The sequence below is a fragment of the uncultured Campylobacter sp. genome (genome assembly GCF_937996225.1).
Classification (GTDB): domain Bacteria; phylum Campylobacterota; class Campylobacteria; order Campylobacterales; family Campylobacteraceae; genus Campylobacter_B.
This window is the reverse complement of sequence record NZ_CALKTC010000009.1, coordinates 24,074-46,886: the sequence shown is the minus strand read 5'-3', so window position 1 is coordinate 46,886 and position 22,813 is coordinate 24,074. Positions and strand designations below refer to the sequence as shown.

Genomic DNA, 22,813 nt, shown 5'->3' with positions numbered 1-22,813 from the left:
CCCTCCTTAAATTTCGTAAATCCCGCGATTATACCCAAATAAGCTTTTATTAACCCAAAAAATCTTAAAATAGCGCCTTTAGGCAATTTGGAAGGAATTTTATGGAAGAAAACCGCACTAAAGGGCTAATGCTTGCTCTTGCCACCTTTGTTATGTGGGGCGTTTTTCCGATATTTTTCAAGCTCATAAAGGACGTAAACGCGGTGCAAATTTTAGCGCATCGCGTCGTTTGGTCCTTCGTGCTGCTGCTCGTTTTTCTCTGCTTTACGCACCGCCTAAAAAACGTCGCGCGGCTTCTTAGCACCCCTAAAATCGCTCTCACGCTGCTTTGTACGGGGCTACTGATCAGCACGAACTGGGGAGTTTATATCTACGCAGTAAATTCCGATCAAATTTTGGCAACGAGCCTCGGGTATTTTATAAATCCGCTATTTTCGGTGCTTTTGGGCGCTTTGTTTCTGCACGAGCAGCTAAGTGCGGCGGCTAAATTTTCTCTGCTGCTAGCCTTTGCGGCTATCGGCGTGCAAATTTACGCGCTAGGCAGGCTTCCCATAATCTCGCTCGTGCTGCCGCTTAGCTTTGCATTTTACGGGCTCATACGCAAAAAAGTAAAAGTGCCTAGCTTCGAGGGGCTGTTTTGCGAGACGGCACTGATGCTGCTGCCCGCGCTTGCGTTTCTGATCTACTGCGCGCTAAAAGGAAGCGGCGCCTTCGGCTTTAACGTAAGCGGCGCGCTGCTGTTTGCAAGCGGACTGATTACGATTTTGCCGCTGCTTACCTTCGCCGCAAGCACGCAGTATCTGCCGCTATCCACGATTGGCTTTATGCAATACATCAGCCCTAGCATGAGCATGCTGATCGCGGTGTTTATTTACGGCGAAGAGCTTGAGACTTATAAAATTTTGAGCTTTTCGCTAATTTGGTTCGGGCTCGCAGTCGTGGGCTTGGACGGCTTAAGGAGAAAAAATGGCTAATTTCGCTTTGATGTTCGCAGTCGCCCTTGCGGTGGGCGCGCTCGTGTATTTTCAGGTCCAAAAGGCTTCCGCGCGCTCAGACGCCGCAGATCCCGAGCTTAGCTCGCAAAGGTATATGAAATTTTGCGATATTTTAGAGGACAAACTGCGAGATCTAAAGCGGCTAGAGCTGCGAGAAGAAGGGGCTCGTGAGAGTTATCTAGACGAGCTCGAGGCTCTTAGCAAGGAGTTAGTCTATATCAAAACGATGCATCAAAGCAACCTAAACCCCGCCGTGTGGGAGGGCAAGCTATTTGAGTTTCTAAATAAAACGGACGCGCTTATCGAAAAATACGCCGCGGGCGCAGAGCGCTCGCTGCAAGACTGGCGCAAGCAGCTGGAGATGGAATTTAAGAATTTGTAGCGCGAAATTTTAAGCGGCGAATTTCGCGGGTGTCTATATCAGTAGAATTTTAACGCCTAAATTTATATAATTTAACGCGCCGCAACTCTCGGAATTTTTAAAATTTACATACATGCCGGAATTTTGCAAACCGCTTGCGTCATGGCGACAAAATTCCATGCGTTTTACAAAGCAAAACGACGCAAATTTTAAATCGGCGTAATTTATAGAGTTTTGCAAGATACATAGCAACCGCGAAGCCGATAATCGCGTCTGTAAATTTTATAGAATTTACTCATTGGCGGACGCGGTATCTGCAGTCTTGGATCCCGCTTGCTCTAGCTGCTTAGACGCATCGCGCCTTAAAATTTTATCATACTCCTCCACTCTTATCACCTTGCCCTCATACTCTATTTTAAGATCAAATTCCAAGCCTTTTAAGTGCGAATATCTAAAAAATTTATCCAGATCAAAGCCACTCGCGCCATTAAGCTCATCGCCGCAGAGCGCGGAATAGCGCTTTATAAGCGTATCGTAGATACCAAGTAGCGCCGTATTCGGCGTTACCGAGCCGCATCTATTAAGATCGGGCAGCGAGCCTTTGTTAAGCTTGATTACATCATTTTCCGAATACTTTGAGCGCTCCGTCATCATATATCTAAGCAGCTCATACCTAGAGCTGTTTAATAAAGTCCAATCTAAAATAATCTCATCGTAACAATAATCATCCATATGCTCTAGGTATATTTTCTTATACTTCCTCAACGTATCCAAATCCTTACGGCAGTCATCGTATTTTTTTTTGAATACGCTCATCGTCCGGAAGTCCTGCCAAATCGTATTTAAGTAGCAGATTTAGCATACTCGCGTCATATCGTTGCGGCAGCATCTGATAGATGGAGCAGTTCGGCTGCCGCTCATCTTTGCGGTGTTTGAGCGTAAAAGCAATACAATGATCGTCCGTCCAAGCGGTAATCTCAGGTCTTACACCGCTGCTGAGCATAAGCTCCGTCATCTGCAAAAATCCGCCTGCTACGGCGTAATAGAGTGGATCGGATACCGCACTAGTACCTTCACTTTTAGGCGTTATGGAATATGTCTTTACCTGTGCGTCACTAGTAACAACCAAATAGGAGTCACCGTATCCAGGGTCTGTAAGCCACGGACGAACATATTTAACGTTAGAAAAGCTAGCTCCGTGCTTAAGTAGAACTTCCACGGCGGCGGTAGAGTTATTTTCGATAGCATAGCTTAGAGCCGAATGAGAAAAATCGTCCGTGCGGTTGATATCCGCTCCGTGATAGATCAGCTCCTCGGTGGTGTTTGCATCGTTGTAAAAGCTAGAATACATTATCGCCGTTATGCCAAAATGCAGCGGATCGCCCGCAGTAATGCGCTGCTCTCGCATAAATGCCAAAATGCGGGCAGTGTCCTTGGAGCACAAAAGCTTTCGGAAATACTCCATCCGCTCATCGCCCTGCACTACGCGCTCGTCCAAATCTAACTCGGCGCCCAGCCTTTCGTGCAGTCACCTCGCTCGTGCAGCGCGATCCTCATCCGTTAGCGGCCGATCGGAGGAGTTGCCGAAGGCTGCGGCGCGGCTCGCCGTGGAATTTTGCGCGGGTCTAGTTTCGGATCTATCCATAAGCACACCGCCTGCGATCAGGCACAATACGCCCGTTAAAACAGCCAAACACGCTATGATGAGCTTGGATTTTATCTCTTTCAAAATGACCCCCGCAAATAAAATGGCAAATACTACCGAGTGTGAGCTTAGCCGAATATAAACGGGCGGAATTTCGCAAGGCAATTTCGCTTGGGCGGAATTCGCAGGGCGAGGTTTAAGAGAGTTTAGGCGCGAAATTTGACCTTCGAAATTTTACCGATAGAATTCCGCATAGAAATATCGCAGAGGCGAAATTCTACCGACGAAATTTTATTCCAGCGACAGGCGGTTAGAATTTCAACAAGCGCTTCTACGCATAAAATTTAGCGCTAAAATTACGCCGTATTTGCACTCGGTATCGCTACGAAATTTAGTGGTGGCTACCAAAAATATTGAAATTTTAGTTTTAAATTTACCGCCCCTTCGCATATCCTCCTAGATAAAAACCGTATAGTCCTTTTTAATATAGTCTATATTTATATTTTTCTGTAGAAAATACTCTCTAACTTCGTCGTAAATTTCACTGCTATACAAATAAATCAAATAGTAGTGTGCCGATACGACAACGGAATAATATAAATATCCGCCATGCCACGGCTCATCTACTTTTATAAATGGAAAAATTTTAAATCCTTTTATGCCTTTATTTATGCAAAAATACACGACGAATTTTATAAATATATTCGCCACATACATGCAAAGCAAAAATACAAAGAAAAAACCTAACGAGCCGACACAAAATATAACCAACACTATAAAAGATGGGGTTCTAAAATTTTGCGTGGAAAAGTTTTTGCATAATTTATCCTTTTCCACCTTGCACTGCCTTTTAACGACCCCTTTATCTAAAAATTCTATATATTGATCGGTAAATCTTATTTCGCGTTTATTGCGTATCGCGGTAAAGATATATGTAATAACGGAGATTAGTAATATCATTATACAGGCTTCTAAATAATCGTCTACATATATATGCCCAAAATCTACAATATCCCAAATAAAAGATATTAGAAGACCTGATACCTGAAGAAATACAAGAAGATGGGCATAAACAAAAAACTTTTCATAATTTTTGATTACTATCGGATCTTTGTTGTAGTCTCTAGCCTTAGAATTTTTAAATAAAGTAGCATTGTTTGGATCTAAATTTTGAAATTTTCTATCGCGCTCCATGTTTAAATTTAGACCGTCTGAATTTTGATCATTAGAATTTAAAGCCTTGGAATTTGTAATATTTAAATCTGAGGCATTGAAATTTGAAGCATTTGAATTTGAGGTATCGGATTCTGAAGTATCAAAATTTAAGGCATCAGAATTTTGAGCATTAAAATCTTCTTGCGAGCCTTGCTCTAAATTTTGATGTCGTTCATTTAGAATTTTCTTTAACTCTTTGGGCTTTGCTTCGTTCATCCTTATCCCTCGCTAGCGATTTCGAAAGTTTGCCTATTTTGCCTTTTGTAGCTTAGATGGATATTAAATTTACTGAACCTAGCTTCAATTATATTACAAAATAGCAGAGCACTATCTTTAAATTTTGAAAATTCTTTTCTGCGCGATCAAGCTCAATTTGCGCATTTAATTCTCTCTTATCTATGTTTAGACTCCTTGTGAAATATCATAAATTCTTTTCTAACATTATCTATATTAATACTCTTATGTAATAAAAAGTATCTCTTTAATTCCGAATAATCTTTATTAGAATTTATAAAAATATTTATTATGATGCCATCTTTAGAATATATTGCCAAACGATCATATATTTTGTTTGCTTCCAAGCCGCCAATTACAGTACAAATTAAATTCTTTGGAAGAATGAATATTGTGGCCAACAATATAAATACAACTATAAAGTCTTTAAAAACAAATAAGATCATTGTTATTATAGTAGCAAATATACAGAAATAGAAGAGTTCTTTTGAAATTGGAAAATATTCTGGTGTAGAAGTCCTAGTATCCATATTTTTAGATATCTTAATAATTTCATCTAGATTTATTCGGAAGATTTTTATTCCTTCGACTTCTACCGAAATAAATTTTTCGTTAAAAATTATAAAGCGCCTATTAAATGGTTTATCGCGCTCAATAATTCTAATAAATGGAATAATAGTGCACAAAATAATGAAAAAATAAGAATCTTCTGATTCGGAAAATTTTTCAATACCAAAATTAGACAATATTCCTGTTTGAGAAAGTATTATGATCAATATTAATATACAAAATTGGAAAAAACCTATTAAGGCACTAAAATCCTTTATTATTAACTCTTTTTTACAATGGGTATTCATATTTATATTGGAATTTCTATCATTAAAATTCTAGACAATTTTTTAGTTCCAGATTCCGTTTATTTGAATTGGGTATTTTAAGCTTTCAAGATTAAAACTATTCCCGGAGCTCTGCTCCACATTTTGACGCCGTTCGTTTAGAATTTTCTTTAGCTCTTCGAGCCTTGCTTCGTTCATCCTTATCCCTCGCTAGCGATCTTAAGCGATTTCGTATTTTACTTCTTTATCGCTTGGGATAGTATTAAATTTAAAGCTACTTCGCTTGTCTGACTCAAGCATTTTGGAATTTGTCTATCGAGGTAAAATTTATAAAATTGGAAGATAAATTTAAGCGGGAAGAACCCGCTTAAATTTTATTTACCGCAGCCGCATTTGCCCTGAGCGGCAAGCTTGCGGCGAACATATGCGATTTTGCTTTGAAGCGGAAGGTGCTTAGGGCAGTGGTCTTCGCAGCCTAGCAGCGTCATACAGCCGAATACTCCGTCATCATCGCCGATTAGCTCGTAAAAATCCTCGTCGCTGCGTTTATCCAGCGCATCGATCTGAAAGCGTGCCACGCGGTTGATACCGACGGCGCCGATGAAATCCTTTCGCATTATCGCGGTACCGCAGCTCGCCACGCAGATGCCACACTCGATGCAACGATCCAGCTCGAAAACCTCCTGCGCGACCTCAGGCTCGACCTTCTCCTCAAGCTTGGAGATATCGGTCTCGTGGTCGGTGTGGATCCAGCTCTCTACGCGCTTGCTCATCGCGTTCATCCAGTTGCCGGTATCGACGCTAAGGTCTTTTAGCAGCTTGAAAACCGGAAGCGGCATAAGCTCGATCACGCCGTCCGGATAGTCCTTAGTAAGCGTGCGGCACGCAAGCTGTGGCTTGCCGTTTACGAGCATACCGCAGCTACCACAGATACCCGCGCGACAAACGAAGTCGAAGCTTAGCTCGGGATCAAATTTCTCACGAATCACGTTAAGCGCGATAAACAGCGTCATTCCGTCGGTCTCTTCGAGCTCGTAAGTAGCGAAGTGCGGCTTTGAAATTTTGCTTAGCGGATTATACTTAAATGCCTTTATTGTTATTTTTCTACTCATATCCTATACCTGCTCTTTCGTTAGGTGCTTTATATTTTGGCTGCAATTCATAATGCATCAATGCCTCTTGAATTTCATATCTGCCTTTGCCCTCGGCTTGCATTTTCTCGCGAATTTCATCGACCTCTTTTTGGCGCACGGCGCTGTCCGGATGCTCGATGATATTGCCTTTGGCGCCGTATCCGCGGAATGCAGGCGGCATCTCCATCTTCATAATATCAAGCGGCTCGTAGCTTAGAGTAGGCATAGTATCGCCCTCCTTCCAGCTCGCAAGCGTTCGTTTTAGCCAGTTTAGATCGTCGCGTTTCGGATAATCCTCGCGGAAGTGCGCGCCGCGGCTTTCGGTGCGATCAAGCGCACCCTTGGCGATACAAAGCGCGAGCTTTAGCATCTTCGGTACGCGGTAAGCCTCCTCAAGCTCCGGATTTCCGAAAAGCTCTTTATTGCTTACTTTGACATCTAAGGACTGCTTGTAAAGCTCCTCAAGCTCTTTTACGGCTTTGGCTAATCCCTCGCCGGTGCGGAAGATCGCGCAGTGCTCCCACATAACGTCTTTCATCTTGTTTTTGATCTCGAATACGTTAAATTTACCCTCTTTTTCAAGCAGGCTCTTAATATAATTTTTCTCTTTATCTACGAATTTTTCGATATCGTGCGTATTGATATCGACGTCGTGTCCTTGGCAATACTCCGCAAAATACTCGCCCACGATCATTCCCGCGACGACGGTTTCGGCGACGGAATTTCCGCCCAAGCGGTTAAAGCCGTGCATATCCCAGCACGCAGCCTCGCCGGCGCTGAAAAGTCCAGCTAGCGTTGGACTCTCGCCCGTAGCTTTTGTTTTGATGCCGCCCATCGAGTAATGCTGCATAGGAAGGATCGGAGCCCAACCTTTACCGCGCTTTCTGCCCTGCTCGTCGGTTATTACCTCGGTGTCGGCAGGATCGATGCCGTTGAAAATTTCGCAAATTTCTTGTACGTCGCGTAAATTTTTCTCGATATGCTCGCGTCCAAGGATCGATATGTCAAGCCAAACATGCTCGCCGTAAGGGCTCTTTACCCCCTTGCCTGCGCGGATATGCTCCATTATGCGGCGACTTACGACGTCGCGGCTAGCAAGTTCCTTTTTCTCGGGCTCATAATCCGGCATAAAGCGGTAGCCGTCCACATCTCGTAAAATTCCGCCGTCGCCGCGGCAACCCTCGGTAAGCAAAATTCCGCTCGGAACGATAGGGGTCGGGTGAAACTGCACCGCTTCCATATTTCCAAGCTGCGCGACGCCGGTCTCAAGCGCGATAGCTGCGCCGATACCCTCGCAAACGACGGCGTTTGTAGTGTGTTTATACACTCTGCCGTAGCCGCCTGTAGCGATCAACGTGCCCTTTGAGACGTATGCGATTAGCTCGCCGGTAACCAAATCCCGCACGATTGCGCCATAGCAGCGGTTATTTGCATGAATTAGCGCAATCGCTTCTTTTCTATCATGAATATCGACGTTATGCTTTAGCGCTTCGTTTGCAACGGCAAAAAGCATCGTATGTCCCGTAGCATCGGCGGTATAGCAGGTTCGCCATTTTTTCGTACCGCCGAAGTCGCGGCTGTGAATAAGTCCGTGAACCTCATCTTTTTCGCTGATCGTGGTCTTTTGAGCGTTGATAATAGCGCTTCGCTCGCCTCTAGTAATCCTGGTCCAAGGAACACCCCAGCCCGCAAGTTCGCGGATCGCTTTAGGCGCCGTTTGCGCAAACATCCTAGCGACATCCTGATCACAGCCCCAGTCGCTACCTTTTACGGTATCGGCAAAGTGCACGTCCTCGTTGTCGCCCTCGCTCATCTTGGAATTTCCAAGCGATGCCTGCATGCCGCCTTGAGCTGCCGCAGAGTGTGAGCGCTTAACAGGGATCAGGCTCAAAACGATGGTGCTAAGCCCCTTCTCTCCGGTAGCGATCGCAGCTCTTAAGCCCGCCAAACCGCCGCCAATAACTAAAGAATCGCAATATATTACATTCATTCTAAACTCCCTATTCTAAACTTAACCATTTGAAATCGGCGATTATCGAAAGCAGGAAAAATGCGCCCCAAACGATAAAAACCGCCTTTTTAATGAAGGCTCTTTTTCTTTGAATTTCAGCCTTCGTGCCGTCTATGCTGATCCATTTCATATAAAGCCTATAAATTCCAATACTAGCGTGAGTTACTACGAAAATCAATAAAACAAAATAAAATAGATGAAGCTGTCCGAATCTAGCAATAGCAAGATCTGCAGTAATTTTCGGACCGAATACGATCATTAAAATATGAGCCGCCGCAAAGAAAAATAGGAAAAATCCCGTCCAAAACTGAAACCACCAAAGCGTCGTGTCGCAATGCTTCATTCGCATTTTATGCGCTTTAAACGCCCTATAAGCGGCGTAGTTAGCCGGAAATTTTCTCATCGCCAAAAACGCGTGAATCACGAAAATCACGAAAATTACAAAAGCGACGATGTTTGTAACGAAATAAATTCCGCCCGGTTCGGCGAAATGTACGACGCCCTCAAACGCGCCCTTACCGATCAAAATCGTGCCGGTAAATATCATATGACACAGCATGAAACAGGCCAAAATCAGCCCGCTGATGCTTTGCGCCACGTCTTGCAAAGCCATAATGCGGCTCTTTTTGCCGTCTATGGATCTGCCCGTAAAGCCTTCAATGCGACCTAGCATAGGTTCTCCTTAAAAAAGATGATTATAAATCCCCGCTAAACGAAAATTTACATTTTTGTAAAGAAATTATATTACTTTTTAACTTTAGATTAATTTAATTTCTGCAAATTAGTTTTTTCTTCAAAGACTGCTTTAAGAAAACTGCTATCAAAAACATCACTAAAGATAAAATTTGCCCCATCGATAAATTTAAAAATATAAAACCGAGTCCATCGTCGGGCTCTCTAAAAAATTCTACGAAAAATCTAAACGCCGTGTATAGCATCGCATACAGACATATCAGCTCGCCGTTAAATTTCTTAAATTTACGGTAGAAAAATAAAATCACGAAAATTACCAGTCCTTCCAAAACCGCTTCGTAAAGCTGGCTTGGGTGACGCAACGTGCCGCCTACCAAAATCCCCCACGGCTCGCTCGTCTCGCGCCCGAAAAGCTCCTGATTTAAAAAATTTCCCACGCGCCCGAAAAAATACCCAAGCGGCACGCTAAGCGCCACGAGATCGAGCAGCGCCCACATATCGGTTTTAAATTTTTTGCAAAACCAAACCGTCGCGATCACGAATCCGACGACCGCGCCGTGATAGCTCATACCGCGAATGCCCACGAACTCGCCGTTATGAAATGGGTTGAAAATTTGCCACGGATGGCTGAAATACCACGCCGCCTCGCCCGAATAGATCGCGATGTATCCAAGCCGCGCGCCCAAAATGACGCCCACTTCGACCCAGATAAAGTAGCGATCGAGCATCTTATCGCTAAAATCAAGGCCGTCTTTGCGTACGAAATACTTGGCGATAAATAGCGCCGTAAGTAGCGCCAAAACATACATAATGCCGTACCAGTGCACGTTTATGCCAAACGCGCTAAATGCCACGGGATCAAAGTGGGCGTAAATTTCGTTCCAGTAATTCAAATTTTTCCTTTGTTTTAAATTTTAAAATTTGGCTACGTGCACAGGACGCTACGTAACGCATGCTCGGCAAAAGACGCAGGGCGGCGCATACGTGAGCGCAGAAGCCAGGCTTCCAAGCTCGGTCGCACACGCAAAGCGCTAAAGACGCCGGTATCTGGCAGCGATAAAATCAAACGATGCACGGGACCACCTCGCATGAAATTTCACACAGCGGCGCTATATGGGGCGTAAGGCGCCACACGTAAAGCACCGAGCGGCGGTACCAGACGACATACAAAGCGACACGCAAAGTGGCGCAACGCGGACAAAGCACGCAGTACCTTAATGCAGGCGGTGCAAAACGAGAGCACCGGACGCCGAGCAAAACTCGCAGTGCGCGCAAAACAAACGTCGAACGGCACATGCGCAAAATACTGAATGCCGCGCAGAATTCAAAAATGACGCGCGATACGACAAAAGCCGACGGATAAAACAGCAAGGCAGCCACTTTACATCCGCGCAGATAAAATCCGCTCGCCTCGCTTAGCTTGTCGCGCCTGCAGGAGCTGTACCGGCTACAGCGCAAGAAATTCCGAAAGCAAGCTTTAAACCTATCTCTACATAGCGCTTTTCTGTGCCGAACGCGCAAAAACGCCGAGCGCGCGTTCTAAATTTTAAATTCCAAGCCCTAGCGTCTCTTTCATCACGCGGCAAAAATCCGCCAAAAACCACCCGAGCGCCTTGTAGTAGCTACTTTTGGCGTTTATCTGCACGTGCGTAGCAAGCGCGGAAAAGCTCGGAATGATAAATTGCGCCAGATATAGCGTCAAAATTTTATGCGATTTCGCGTCCGTGTTTTGCTTAAAGATCATGGCAAGCAGTGCTAGCATATTGGCCGCGTGAGCGCTTTTAAGCTCCGCGAAAGGCTTTTTGAAGCGGCATTTTTCATAAAACAGCTCCACTTCGCTTTCGCTAATGAGCTTGAAAAAATCCATCTCAAACGCCACTTTTAGCGCCTCAAAATCACGCTCTAGCGCCGCGTAGTCCTCGCCCTGCACCTTTTGCCAAAACTCATGGCCGTTTTTGTTCTCGATATTTTTATTTACGATGATCCAGTTTTTGCCCAAGCCGCGCAATTTCTGCTCGTCTATCACGCCCCTGAAATTCGTCGCAAAGATTATGCAGATCACCGAGTATAGCTCGCCTAATTTCATCTTTTTCCTTTAAATTTAATCAAATTTCGCTCGCTTTTTTTAGCTTTTCGATGCCGAATTTTTCCCAAATCCTGCTTAAAGATCGATCCAGGCTCTGCTGCTTTTTATCGATCTCGCCAAAGAGCAGCGAGCCGCCCGATCTGCCGCCGAAATTTGAAAGATTTAGCGCTACGTGGATTATCTGCGCGCCTTTTTTCACGTCGCAGAGCTCAAACAGCTCAAGTGCGGTCTCGCTCAGCAAGCTTAGACTAAACGCCCTATCCTGACTGATCTGATGCGAAAACTCCTCGCGCGATTTGTAGCGGATCTTTAGATCATACGTCGCGGGCTTTAGGCCCCTTGCGAGCACTTCGCCCGCCAAATGGCGCGCCAAAATTAAAATTTTACGCCGCAGCTCGTCCCGATCGGCGCACGGCGCGAAGCTGCGCCCAAAGCCGATACTCTTGCGCTCGCGCTTCGAGACGACCTCGCCCTCATCCTCGCCGCTAAGGGCTGCGAAAATTTTCCTGCCGTTTGCGCCCATCTTTTCAAAAATTTCTCTATGCCCTAGCGCGTCGCCGAAGCTTACAATGCCGTATTTGCCGAGCGTTTTTTGCGCCGCTTTGCCGATGCCCGGGAATTTTGCTATCGGCACGGCGGATAGCTCGCGCGCGATTTGCGATTTTAAAATTTGCCGCACGCCGAAGGGCTTAGCAAGGCTCGTAGCGAGCTTTGCGATGAGTTTTGCTTCGCTAAGCCCGACGCTGCACGGAAGGCTAAAGCGGCGCATAATTTCGCTTTGCAAAAACGCGGCAAAGCCCAGTGCGTCCACGTCGTAAGCCGTGCCGCGTAAATTTAGAAAAAACTCGTCGATGCTAAATTTTTCGATCTCGGGCGTAAAGTTTAGTAAAAACTCATAAATTTCGCGTGAAATTTTTCGGTATTCGCCATGTCTGGCGCGCACCAAAATGAGCTTTGGGCACAAAGCAAGCGCCTGTTTTACGGGCTGAGCCGAGTGCACGCCGTCCGCTCTGGCCTCATAGCTCGCGCTTAAAATCACGCTGCCAAGCTCGCTCTTGCCGCCGAAAATCTCCTCGTCGCCGCCTCCGACGACTGCGATCTTTTTGCCCGCAAGCGCGGGATCGGCGAGCCTCGCTACAGAGACGAAGAAGCTGTCCAAATCGATGTGAGCTATCAAACTATGTCGATCCCAAAACCGCTAAGCCCCGCGTAGTCTTTCGGCTCACTCTTGCTTAAAATTTTGATTTTTCTCACGCCCAGATGCGCTAAAATTTGCGCTCCGATGCCAAAGCTCTTAAAATCGGCGCGATTTTGCGCGGATTTTAGCATCAAAAGCACGCCGCCCTCTTTGCGCAAAACGTCCAGATCGCGCATAAAATCGTTAAATTTCGTATCGCTTAAAAACTCCAGATCGCTTGAAATTTTATGAAATTTCACGTTCGTCTGCGCGCTCTTCTCGGGCTCGCCGAAAATATATGCGCGGTGCTCGTTGCCCTCGTGATCGCTCACGTCGTAAAATTTCGTCGCCTCGCCGCACAGCAGAGCGCTTTTTGGCTCGCTAAATTTAACGAGGGTTTCGTGTTTTAGGCGGTACTGCACGATCTGCGCGACCGAGATCATATTAATGCCGTGCTGCGCACAGAATTTCTCCAGATCGTCCCTGCGCGCCATATCGCCGTCGTCTTTGACGATCTCGCAGATCACGGCGCTTTGCGAAAGCCCAGCCAAGCGGCACAGATCCGTAGAGCCTTCGGTGTGCCCCGTGCGAGCGAGCACGCCGCCGCTTTTGGCGATGAGCGGGAATATATGCCCAGGGCGGACGAAATCATCCGCGCGAGCGCCCACGCGCGACATCAGCTCGATCGTCATATTGCGCTCATACGCGCTTACGCCCGTCTTGGCGCCCTTCGCGTCGATCGTGACGGTAAATGCGGTCTCGTGGCTCGAAGTGTTTTTATCGACCATCAAATTTAGATCAAGCTGCTGCGCAATCTGCGGGCTAAGCGCCACGCACAGCACTCCGCGAGCGTGCGTGATCGCAAAGTTTACCTTCTGTGCGCTGCTAAAGGTGCTCGCAAACACCAAATCGCCCTCGTTCTCGCGATCGACGTCATCGACCATAACGAGCATTTTGCCGTTTTTCAGATCCTCGATCGCCTGCTCTACGCTAATCATTATCTCTCCTTTAAATTTACGATATTATCTTGCCGTTTTTATCAACGATTATTTCGCGACCGTCTAAAATAATCTTGATATAGTCGTCGCTTAAAACTTTCACGAGTTCTATCTCGTCGTAAAACATCGGCTTTACAATTTCATTATCCTCATCATCTAGCAGCCCCCATTTGCCGTCTTTTTTGACTTTAACGTATCCTTCGCAATATTTGATTTCGTCATAATATCCGCACAAAGTATTGTCAAAATCCCAAACAAGCTCGTATATACAAGACACTACCTCTGTGCCCGTTTTATCGATAAAGCCCCATTTGCCGTCCTTTTCAATCTTTGCTAAGCCTTCGCAAAAACTCCCGGTCCGATCATATATGCAAGGAATAACTTCTTTTCCCGTTTCATCGATATATCCCCAATAACCGTTCTTTTTAACGTCTGCCAAGCCTTCGCGAAAAACGCCAACGTCATCATATATACAAGGAACGATCTCTTTGCCGGTTTTATCGATAAAACCCCAATAGCCGCTTTTTTGAACTTCCGCCAGTTCTTCGTCAAAATTATAAGCATCATCATATATACAAGAAATCACCTCTTTACCCGTTTTATCGATAAAGCCGAATTTATCGTTCTTATTAACCCACGCTAAGCCCTCGCAAAACTCCTCGGCCCGATCATATATGCAGGGAATAACTTCTTTGCCCGTTTTATCGATAAAGCCCCATTTATCGTTCTTTTTAACCCATGCCGATACCATCTCGATCTCCCGAATTTAAATTTTAATCTCCGCGTAAGCCGCCTTGAGCTTCTCAAAAAGCGGGGCGAATGAAACGCCGTTTACGCGGACGTTTGCGATCGTCGTGATGAAATTTGTATCGCGCTGCCACCGCGGCACGAGATGATAGTGCACGTGCTCGGCTATGCCCGCACCCGCGGCGGCGCCGAGATTCATACCGATATTTACGCCGTTTGCGCCTAGAGTACGCTTTAAAATCCCCACTCCGGCGCGTACGTAGCGGCTCATCTCCGCCCACGCATCATCGCTAAGACACTCGATATTATCGACATGCTCGTAAGGTATGACCATAAAGGCGCCCGGGCTGTAGGGGTAGAGGTTCATCACCCCAAAGCAGTGCTGCGCGCGAAAAAGCACGCCGTTGCGATCGTCAAACGCCGCATCCGCCGCCGCGTCGCAGAAGGGACAGCCGCTTCTTTTTTCGGTAAAATACTCGCTTCGCCAAGGGGCACAAAGATAATCCATCTCTTTTCCTTTCCGAAATTCCAAAATTCTATGGAATTTTAAAATTTGCGTTTCGCAAAATTCTATGAAATTTGGAATTTAAAACTTCTAAATTTCATAAAATTTTATTTACGCGGCTTGCGCTTGCTTGCACGGCGCAAAGTTATGCGCGCTCTTTACGAATCTCGTGCTACGCAAGGCGCTTCGGTGCGACATACGCTTTGCAAATCAAAGCGCACGGCGGGCGATTAAATCCGCGGGCAGTTTGCGTGCGCATTATAACAAAACTTTGACGCACTCACAGGCACGGTACGCGATGCCAAACCTGCGCCGCAATCACCGTCGCGACACGCGGTAAAATTTAACGCGGCGCAGTCATAGCGCAGCTGTATTATAGCCGTGGCTCAATCGCGGCGTATCGCAGCCGGGGCGGCTTAGGTCGCGAGCTGTGATTAAATTTACAGCGCCATTTAATCGCCGATACTGGGCTTGAGAGAGCGCGCTAGACATACAAGGCATTACGATAGACGCGCAATTCTCGGCGCTCAATGCTACAAGCGCAACCCCGCGCGCGAAGCTTCGCAAACGCAAGGCTAAATTTAAACCCGCGCTTTTTGCACCATCTCGTGATGCGACGGAAAGCCATACAAACGAAAGGCGTAAATTTAAACCTCACTCCGCAGCCGCTCGTGCAGCGCACACGATAATGAACTCACGACGCTAAAGCGTAGCGTGAACGCTTACGCAGCGTGTGATATTAGATCGCGTCGCAACCGCTAAATTTAAAGAACTGTTAAATTTTAAAGTCCGTCGAATTCTACGAATTTTAAAATTTACTGCCTTAAAATTTCGCTCCGTTCGCTAAATTTAACCGCTCGCTTCGGGTTTAAGCTTGCACGATCAAACGAGCCGAATTTAAATTTTGCCGCCCGCGCCGAACTTTATCTCGCGCAACGCCGCGCCGACGTCATTTTGGCGCATAAAATGCTCGCCGATCAAAAACGCATCGACGCCCGCCTCGTGCAAGCTTTTAAGCTGCTCATGCGAGTGCAGACCGCTTTCGGCGACGATGATCTTGCCGTTTGGAATCAGCGGGATCAGCCGCTCGCTCAGGCTCGTATCGACCTCGAAAGTCTCTAAATTTCGATGGTTGATGCCGATAATACCCGCACCTGCAAAGATCGCTTTTTTCAGATCGTCCTTATCGTGGATCTCACACAGCGCCCGAAGCCCCAGCCTGCGGGCAAACTCAAGCAGTTCTCTTAGCTGTTTGCCCTCAAGCGCCTTAGCGATTAGCAGTATAAAATCCGCGCCGTAAACCAGTGCCTCGAGAACCTGATAGCGATCTATGATGAAATCCTTGCGCAAAATGGGCGTGCGAGTGTAGCGGCGGATCTGCGGGATAAACTCCAAATCGCCTCTGAAATAATGCGGCTCGGTAAGCACCGAAAAGGCGCTAGCGCCTGCATTTTCGTACTCCACGGCAAGGCTTAGCGGCTCAAAATCCTCGCGGATGATCCCCTTGCTCGGGCTTGCCTTTTTGATCTCGGCAATGATGCGAAGCGGATCCTTCTCATCGCTTCTAAGCGCGCTTATGACGTCGCGCGGTTCGTAGGGATTAGCGCTTAGCGAGCGGCCGAGCAGATCCTCGGGTAGTCTTTCTTTACGAAGCGCGAGATCCTCGCGGGTGCGTTTTAAAATTTCATCCAAAATCATCGCTACTGCTTTGGTGTCTGGATTTTAGAGCCGGCAGGCTCTTTCGACGTAGAATTTTGCTCTGGCATAAAATCCTGCCTCGATACGGAATTTTGTCTTGACGAGGCAGAATTCTGCGCGGCGGAATTTATAGGCGTCGCAAAATTTTCAGAAGCCGCGGAATTTGGTGTCTGGTTTTGAATCGCGGAATTTGCAGACCCAACAGAATTTTGCGAAGCGGAGTCTTTTGGCGCCAAATTCTGCGTTGTGGTGGGACTTGGACGCGCGGAATCTAACGCAGAGCTTTCGGGCGCCGTAGATTTTATGGAATTAGGCGAATGAGTTTTTATTGCCGGGCTTTGCGGCGCCTGATCTTTCGGCGCGGAGCCTTTTATCGTAGAGGGGTTTTGCGATATAGAATTCTGCGGCGCTACGCCTGTGCTAGCGGCGCACGCATCGATCGCCTCTAAATGCTCTTTGCCTTCGGGGGAATTAAAAAATTCTGCGTCTTTGATCTTAGCCATTTCATTTTTAGCCTTGTCGCACTCGCCAAGCTTGTAGTATCCCCAAGCAAGCGAGTCCAGATAATACGGTGAGTCGGGGTCTTTTTGTAGAGCGCGGCGGACGAGCTCGATGCCCTTGCGAACGTCCAAATCGTGATCTATTAAAATGTATCCGTAGTAGTTTAGATGCACGGGGTCTTTAAGCTGCGGCGCGATATTTTCAAATTTTGCCACTACGCTAGACAGGGTTTTAGCGTCCACGCTTTTGCCCGCACTTTCATATTCGTAGATCGCCTCGATCGCCAAAAAGTCGTAATTTTTGGTCTTCATAAACTCATCGCGTGCCATTTTAATTGCGGTTTTATAGTCTTTCTTATGCGCGTAGGCGTCGATTAGAAGCTCGCGCTTGTAGTCGTATTTCTTCAAAAGCTCGATTATTTTATCAAAGTCGTTTGAGTAGTAATAAATCGCTATCATATCGTCTAAGAATTTATTATCTCCTTTGGCTTCATACAACGCTTCATCGATCTTAGCGACATCTAAATAGCGCTTATTCGCGCGATACACATCAGCTAGCAGCTCGCACGCCATACCCTGGGCGCAGCCGTAGATGCGCCTATGCGTCTCGATGATGCGGATCGCTCCGTCCGAATCATTGAGTTTATTTAACAGCACGTCGCATAATCTGATGAGATTTTCGTCAGTTTTGTCTAGCTCATAGGCTTTTTCAAAGTAGGTTTTGGCTAAAGTAAAATTCTCCATCGCATAATATGTCGCCGCCAAGATCGCGTAACTACGCGAAACCGGATCTACGGTGACTAGCTTAAGAGCAGCAGTATTAGCATTTAGATTATCTTTAATGCCTAAGTAGTAGCCGATCTTTACTCGCAGATACTCAGAGTCTGAGCTTAGGCTTTTTTCGCCGAGCTTTAAATAGCGCGCCGTATTTTTACGATCTTTGATCGCAAAAGCAGTCTTTAGCGCTTCTAGCAGATAAACGGACGAGCCCGTTTTATTGTATGCCTTTTCGTATAAAAACATCGATGCGACGGGATCTTTATGCAGTAGCTCCAAAGCTGTAAGCAAATCGAAATTTAACTCGGCGTCTTCTTGCGCTCGCATCGCGTGGTTTAGCTTTTCTTTGGTTATACTTTTAGCGCTTACGCCGCGATTTATCAAGCTCTTTTTAATTGCATCTTTTGTACCGTTTTTTGTGCCAATGCTGGAATTCTTATCAGACGCCTTTTTATCCGTAACGGACTGCTTCGCCGCTGCAGCATTCGTCCCACTCTCCGCACTTATATACTGCGGCGCTAAAATCATCGCCGCGATTAAAATTCCGCTTAAAACCTTACCCCGATACATTCTTCCTCCAATTCTTTAGTATGCGTTTTAAAATATTCCCAAAACGGAAAGCTACAGCACTGCTTCGGGCGCAGCTCGTAAATCCCGCAGTTGCGCTGCGCCTCGTCAAAAAATACGCACGCCAAACCGCCTTCAAAGGGCTTTTCTTTTACGCTAAATCTAGCGCCTATCTTGTCCAAATACGTCCTTTTAAGCTCCGCGGGCGAAATTTCAAATTTTACCGCAAGTGCTGCGATCTCACTCTCATCTATCCAGATGTAGCCGCTCTCTCCCGTGCAGCACTTACCGCCGCAGCGCTCACACGCGCTCGCATCAAAGCTAAAGCCAAACTCACTCATAATCCACGCTCGTCAGATCCGCGCTTTTGTAGATCGCGTGGGCTTGTGCGGTGCGCTTTCCGTGCGCGCTAGCATAGATCGGAGGGACGATCTCACAGGGCGAGCGCGAGTTCTTACGGGCCTGCAAAAGCGCGAGCTTAGCGGGCTTTGAAATGTCAGGATAGACAAAACCAAGCCTCGTCAAATTTAGCCTAAACTCGCCCAAAAGCTCGCAAATTTTAGCTAGCTTGCCCGCCTCGTAGCAAAAAATAAGTGTGCCACCAGGCTTAAGATGAGCATTCGCAGATCGCACGAAATCCCGTAGGCTAAGGCTTACTGCGCTCTTACTAAGCGCCATATGAGGCTCTTTGCTAAGCGAAATGCGCTCACGATAAAATGGCGGATTTGAGACGATAAAGTCAAAACGCTTTTTGCTTTTAAACTCCGCGAAATCCGCGTGCAAAATCTCGGCAGGCAGATCGTTTTGCAAAGAATTTAGCCTTAAGATTTCTAAATTTCGCTCTTGAATTTCTAGCAAGCTTAAATTAATGCTTTTAAAATCGCGCTTTAGTAAAAGCCCTAAAATTCCACATCCTGCGCCCACATCCAGCACGTCGCCGTATATCGCTCGCGGATTTAGAGCGCTTTTTAAACTACGCTCATCGCAAACTGCAAACCCGCCGTCACGCAAGCACTCCGCAGCAAAATCCTCGCGCACCTTGGCGTCTTCAAATTTGCTCACGAAATCTTTATCGTGCGTCTTTTGAGATTCTAAAGGCTGCGCGATTTGCTCGTCACAAAATTTAAAATTTTCACCGCTTGCGATATCAGGCTTTAAAGCATGCCAGGCTTTGTCGCTTTGGAAATCGGAATTTTTGCAGCGTCCGCTTTGAAATTTCGCCCAAAATGCCTCTTGAAATTCCTTTTTAAATTCCGCCTTAAGTTCAGCGCAGCCCTTACTTCTAAAATCGCGATCATTCTCCGCGCTATGGTCAGCGGCATACGACTCTTCTTTGCTAAAAGCGCAATCCTCGGCGCAAAATTCCGCTTCGCCGCCTGCGAAATCCGAAGCGCAAAACTGCGCATTAAAGCCTCCATCTGTCGCGTCTTTAAATTCCGCGCCACAGCCCAGCGCCCAAGAGCCATTCTGCGATGCTGCGTCAGCTTTACGCACGCCTGAGCTTCTTATAAAATTCCACAAAAAAATCGTATCGCTCGTGTAGCGATAACCCTTTTTTGGCTGATAAAGCCTCATCTGCGGATATTTTTGATGATGGTATGGGCGTGATTTATCGCCACCACGATCGATCCGCCGCTTCTGCTGATGAGATCTCCGCCGACGTAAAGCCCGCTAGTGGCGGTCTGGAGATTTTCATCCACGATCGGCACGCCGTTTTCGTCGTAAGCGATGCCGCATTTTTTAAGAAAATCGATCGGGCTCGTGCCGCCGATCGCGTATATCACGCGGTCAAACACGAGCTCGGTGCCATCATCAAATTTTACCAGCACCTTGCCGTTTTCATTCTCAAGAGCCTCTATATCGATACCTAAGCGCAAGATGATGTTGCCGTATTTGGTCTCGCGCATTACGTCGCTTTCATTCGTCTCGTTTAGGCGGGTAAATTTAGCCTTGCGATAGCAAAGCGTCACGACATTGGTTTTACATAGTGCTATAGCGTATTCCGCAGCTGAGTTACCGCCTCCAACGACTAGAATTTTTTCATTAATTGTGCATTTATCAAGATTGAAATTTACCCGTTGCGTGATCGAAGGCGGAATTTTATAAGCGGGCTTATTGGGCTTGCCCATCCTGCCAATTGCGACGATGACATTGCGCGCGCGGTATCCAGCCGAGCTAGTTGTAATATAAAACTCATCTGCGTGCTTTTCGATCTTTTCGACCTCACTTTTGAAATTCGTATCGATTTCGTCGCTATCTAAGAGCTCGTCGAAATAATTTAGCACGCTCTCTTTCGTGCCGGTTTCAAACGAAATAGAGCCGCGCGTCTCGCTGTCAAAACCTTTATATTCTTTATCGACGCGCTTTTTATCTTTGTAAAACTGCCTAATTGTTTGAGAGTGGTTGTCGCCTTTTTCGAGCAGAAGCACGTGCGCGAGCCCGTTTCTTTTGGCTTCTACTACGGAAGCGATGCCGCAAGGACCGCCGCCGATCACCGCCAAGTCGTAAACGTCTATCATAAATTTCCTTTAATCTTTTAAATTTCATACGAAATTATAGTAAAAATTCCATTAAAATCAGTGGAATTTCCTAGCAATTTCGCAGCTTAAATTTAAAATTTTAATGCTCTAAGATGCTTGCTTGGCTAAATTTGAAAAGACATAATTTTCTCCGTTTAAATTTTAAATTTCACGGCGACAATCCGCTTATAAAAGCTCATGCGGCAGAGCGACAAAAGCGGTAGTAAGAGCAGTAAATTTTAAAATTTCACTTTGCCGAGATAGAATTTTGCGAGCTAAGATAAAGCGGCAAGGGCGGTAAAATTTTAAAATTTTACCGCTCCGGCAGGAGTTTTTAGTAGAAGCTTTAAGGCTAGTTGAAATTTAGCGTATACTTTATGCTAAAGTTAAATTCCATATCTTTCTCGACCTTTGGAAAGCTACCTTTGGTGCGCTCGACCGCGCTTAACGCGCCCTCATCAAGCGAATCGACATTCGAGGAAGACGTAACGCGAAGACCTTTAACGTCTCCGCTTGCCGTATAGGTAAAGTGCACGCCTACGACGCCGATTTTACGCATACGTTGGGCATTTTTAGGGTAGTGCGACTGCGCGTAGCGAGAAATAATGGCGAAAATTTTCTTGCCAACATCGCTATTGCTAGGATCGCCGCGGCTTGTTATAGCGTCACTACCGCCACCTGCGCTACTGGAGCCGCCGCCCCCGCCGCTACCTAGCGAAATAGGCTTTGTCGGGTCAAACTTTGCCGTTAAATTCCTATCGCTGCTTTGAACTTTATGCTCTTTTTTAGGCTTAGGTTTTTCAACCAGTTTTGGTTTTTCTACCGGCTTTGGCTTAGGCTTTTCGACCGGTTTCGGTTTTTCGACTACAGGCTCTGGTATAGGCTCCGGTTCAGGAATCGGCTCTGGCTCAGGCGGAGTTGGTTCCGGTTCCGGTTCGGGCTCCGGCGGAGTGGGCTCTGGCTCAGGTTCCGGTTCGGACTGATCGGAAGGAGGCGGGATATTGGGCTCATCGGAGATATCGCCCTGCTTGGCATCATCCATTATGCTATCGATGGAAAAGGCTATCATATCGGGCATGCTAGGCGGCTTCGGTGTCGACGATAAAAGAGCGAAAACACCCACAGCGATGATGCAATGCAGCACCAAAGATACGATAAAACCTACTGCGCTATCTTTATTCATTGCTCTTTTTCGGTCACGATCGCAAATTTTTCATGGCCCGCCTTTTTTAGGACATCCATGATAGAAATGAAAGAGGAAAATTTCGAGTCCTTATCGTTTTTCAACACGACAAGATCGTTTTTATCGAGTGCGGCAATTTTTTTCTCAAGCTCATCCTCGCTTATTTCGACATCGTCTAGATAAATTTTAGATTCGCTATCCACTTTGATGGTAACTTTTTTATCCTCTTGCGGATTTTGCGAGCTTGAAGACGAGGGCAGATTTACCTTGATATGACCCTGCGCGATAAAAGTCGAAACGCTAAGCACAATCGCTAGCAGTACCAGCATGATGTCGATGAACGGGACGATATTTAGCCCGTCTCGTCTAGGAATGCTCATTTATTTAACCTCATCGTAGCGGTTTAGAAGCACATCTACCTTGCGGACAAAGCCATTGTAGATGATGAGCGTAGGCACGGCGACGACTAGACCGGTAGCGGTAGCTTTAAGCGCAAGCGAAAGACCCTGCATGATAGCCTTGGTATCGATACCGCTTGCAGTACTCATATCAAAAAATGTGATCATAATGCCGATGACAGTACCTAAAAGACCGATATACGGAGCATTTGAATAAACAATATAAAGTGTCGTTAAATTTTTTGTCAGAGCCTCTTCATATAGCGCTTTGCTTTTGTAATCGCTCGCCTTAACCTTCGAATAAAAAAGCAGCCTTTCGATAGTAAACCACACGACTAAAAAGCTCATAAATCCGAGGATCGCAAAGATAATGTAATCCACGTAATGCGCCAAAAATTCCATAATGCCCATAAGCTCTCCTTAAAAATTTTAAAAATTTTTATAAATTCAGCAAATCGCCTTGCCAAAAAAATGAGCGATTTTATCAAAAGTAGATTTAATTTTTACTAAAATTTTGATGATAGATATTTAAATT

General features: G+C 46.2%; 25 protein-coding genes. 3 read left to right on the top strand and 22 right to left on the bottom strand.

The annotated features are described in order from the left end of the window. Positions 1-101 precede the first annotated feature (101 nt). Together rarD and Q0174_RS00980 are read left to right on the top strand one after the other, a co-directional pair. The gene (rarD, locus tag Q0174_RS00985) at positions 102-974 is read left to right on the top strand and encodes an EamA family transporter RarD (RefSeq protein WP_298041029.1); all 873 of its coding nucleotides are present in this window, start codon (positions 102-104) and stop codon (positions 972-974) included. Further along, positions 967-1,377: a hypothetical protein gene (locus tag Q0174_RS00980; protein WP_298041027.1), complete on the top strand. Its 411-nt coding sequence runs from the start codon at positions 967-969 to the stop codon at positions 1,375-1,377. The genes rarD and Q0174_RS00980 overlap by 8 nt, the downstream gene beginning before the upstream one ends. 270 nt (positions 1,378-1,647) lie before the next feature. On the opposite strand, the gene Q0174_RS00975 is transcribed toward Q0174_RS00980, so the two are convergent. Genes Q0174_RS00975 through Q0174_RS00965 form a run of 3 tightly spaced genes read right to left on the bottom strand, consistent with a single transcriptional unit; the run spans position 1,648 to position 3,085 of the window. Then, entirely contained in the window at positions 1,648-2,130 is a 483-nt protein-coding gene (locus Q0174_RS00975; protein WP_298041025.1) for a hypothetical protein, read from the bottom strand. Positions 2,131-2,143: 13 nt separating this feature from the next. Next, on the bottom strand, positions 2,144-2,854 hold the full coding sequence (locus Q0174_RS00970; RefSeq protein ID WP_298041023.1) for an ankyrin repeat domain-containing protein: 711 nt from the start codon (positions 2,852-2,854) through the stop codon (positions 2,144-2,146). A 30-nt stretch (positions 2,855-2,884) separates the two neighbouring features. Further along, complete coding sequence (locus Q0174_RS00965; RefSeq protein WP_298041021.1) at positions 2,885-3,085, bottom strand: hypothetical protein; 201 nt, start codon at positions 3,083-3,085, stop codon at positions 2,885-2,887. 135 nt (positions 3,086-3,220) lie between these two features. Here Q0174_RS00965 and Q0174_RS00960 point away from each other — a divergent pair, with 135 nt between their 5' ends. Then, the gene (locus Q0174_RS00960; RefSeq protein WP_298041020.1) at positions 3,221-3,349 is read left to right on the top strand and encodes a hypothetical protein; all 129 of its coding nucleotides are present in this window, start codon (positions 3,221-3,223) and stop codon (positions 3,347-3,349) included. A 108-nt stretch (positions 3,350-3,457) separates the two neighbouring features. Here the strand turns inward: Q0174_RS00960 and Q0174_RS00955 are convergent, their stop codons facing one another. From Q0174_RS00955 to exbB, 19 genes are all read right to left on the bottom strand, one after another. Then, positions 3,458-4,432 (bottom strand): hypothetical protein, encoded by a 975-nt coding sequence (locus Q0174_RS00955; protein WP_298041018.1) that lies wholly within the window; start codon positions 4,430-4,432, stop codon positions 3,458-3,460. A gap of 176 nt (positions 4,433-4,608) precedes the next feature. Next, complete coding sequence (locus tag Q0174_RS00950; protein WP_298041017.1) at positions 4,609-5,196, bottom strand: hypothetical protein; 588 nt, start codon at positions 5,194-5,196, stop codon at positions 4,609-4,611. A 464-nt stretch (positions 5,197-5,660) separates the two neighbouring features. After that, the gene (locus tag Q0174_RS00945) at positions 5,661-6,398 is read right to left on the bottom strand and encodes a fumarate reductase iron-sulfur subunit (protein WP_298041015.1); all 738 of its coding nucleotides are present in this window, start codon (positions 6,396-6,398) and stop codon (positions 5,661-5,663) included. Next, positions 6,391-8,409, bottom strand: a complete 2,019-nt coding sequence (locus Q0174_RS00940; RefSeq protein ID WP_298041013.1) for a fumarate reductase flavoprotein subunit — start codon at positions 8,407-8,409, stop codon at positions 6,391-6,393. Before Q0174_RS00940 ends, Q0174_RS00945 begins: the two co-directional genes overlap by 8 nt. A gap of 10 nt (positions 8,410-8,419) precedes the next feature. Beyond that, entirely contained in the window at positions 8,420-9,103 is a 684-nt protein-coding gene (locus Q0174_RS00935) for a fumarate reductase cytochrome b subunit (RefSeq protein WP_297915476.1), read from the bottom strand. A gap of 94 nt (positions 9,104-9,197) precedes the next feature. Next, a complete protein-coding gene (gene lgt, locus Q0174_RS00930; protein ID WP_298041010.1) occupies positions 9,198-10,016 on the bottom strand; it encodes a prolipoprotein diacylglyceryl transferase in 819 nt (272 codons plus the stop codon). Between the two features lie 653 nt (positions 10,017-10,669). Next, positions 10,670-11,209 carry a hypothetical protein gene (locus Q0174_RS00925; protein WP_298041008.1) on the bottom strand — a complete coding sequence of 180 codons (540 nt, stop codon included), beginning with the start codon at positions 11,207-11,209 and terminating at the stop codon, positions 10,670-10,672. 19 nt (positions 11,210-11,228) lie between these two features. Further along, complete coding sequence (locus tag Q0174_RS00920) at positions 11,229-12,386, bottom strand: DNA polymerase IV (protein ID WP_298041007.1); 1,158 nt, start codon at positions 12,384-12,386, stop codon at positions 11,229-11,231. Beyond that, complete coding sequence (locus Q0174_RS00915) at positions 12,383-13,384, bottom strand: bifunctional 3,4-dihydroxy-2-butanone 4-phosphate synthase/GTP cyclohydrolase II (protein WP_298041005.1); 1,002 nt, start codon at positions 13,382-13,384, stop codon at positions 12,383-12,385. Before Q0174_RS00915 ends, Q0174_RS00920 begins: the two co-directional genes overlap by 4 nt. Positions 13,385-13,400: 16 nt before the next feature. Then, on the bottom strand, positions 13,401-14,135 hold the full coding sequence (locus Q0174_RS00910) for a WG repeat-containing protein (protein ID WP_298041004.1): 735 nt from the start codon (positions 14,133-14,135) through the stop codon (positions 13,401-13,403). A 15-nt stretch (positions 14,136-14,150) separates the two neighbouring features. Further along, on the bottom strand, positions 14,151-14,639 hold the full coding sequence (locus Q0174_RS00905; RefSeq protein WP_297917433.1) for an HIT domain-containing protein: 489 nt from the start codon (positions 14,637-14,639) through the stop codon (positions 14,151-14,153). An 894-nt stretch (positions 14,640-15,533) separates the two neighbouring features. Then, positions 15,534-16,334, bottom strand: a complete 801-nt coding sequence (gene trpC, locus Q0174_RS00900) for an indole-3-glycerol phosphate synthase TrpC (protein ID WP_298041002.1) — start codon at positions 16,332-16,334, stop codon at positions 15,534-15,536. 2 nt (positions 16,335-16,336) lie between these two features. Then, on the bottom strand, positions 16,337-18,181 hold the full coding sequence (locus Q0174_RS00895; RefSeq protein ID WP_298041000.1) for a hypothetical protein: 1,845 nt from the start codon (positions 18,179-18,181) through the stop codon (positions 16,337-16,339). After that, positions 18,160-18,519, bottom strand: a complete 360-nt coding sequence (locus Q0174_RS00890; RefSeq protein ID WP_298040998.1) for a YkgJ family cysteine cluster protein — start codon at positions 18,517-18,519, stop codon at positions 18,160-18,162. Before Q0174_RS00890 ends, Q0174_RS00895 begins: the two co-directional genes overlap by 22 nt. Continuing rightward, complete coding sequence (locus Q0174_RS00885) at positions 18,512-19,753, bottom strand: methyltransferase (RefSeq protein WP_298040996.1); 1,242 nt, start codon at positions 19,751-19,753, stop codon at positions 18,512-18,514. Before Q0174_RS00885 ends, Q0174_RS00890 begins: the two co-directional genes overlap by 8 nt. Beyond that, positions 19,750-20,697 (bottom strand): NAD(P)-binding domain-containing protein, encoded by a 948-nt coding sequence (locus Q0174_RS00880; protein ID WP_297881223.1) that lies wholly within the window; start codon positions 20,695-20,697, stop codon positions 19,750-19,752. Before Q0174_RS00880 ends, Q0174_RS00885 begins: the two co-directional genes overlap by 4 nt. A 352-nt stretch (positions 20,698-21,049) precedes the next feature. Beyond that, positions 21,050-21,880: an energy transducer TonB gene (locus tag Q0174_RS00875; RefSeq protein ID WP_298040994.1), complete on the bottom strand. Its 831-nt coding sequence runs from the start codon at positions 21,878-21,880 to the stop codon at positions 21,050-21,052. After that, complete coding sequence (gene exbD / locus Q0174_RS00870; RefSeq protein ID WP_298040992.1) at positions 21,877-22,260, bottom strand: TonB system transport protein ExbD; 384 nt, start codon at positions 22,258-22,260, stop codon at positions 21,877-21,879. Before exbD ends, Q0174_RS00875 begins: the two co-directional genes overlap by 4 nt. After that, positions 22,261-22,680, bottom strand: a complete 420-nt coding sequence (gene exbB, locus Q0174_RS00865) for a TonB-system energizer ExbB (protein ID WP_040304198.1) — start codon at positions 22,678-22,680, stop codon at positions 22,261-22,263. Between the last annotated feature and the right edge of the window lie 133 nt (positions 22,681-22,813).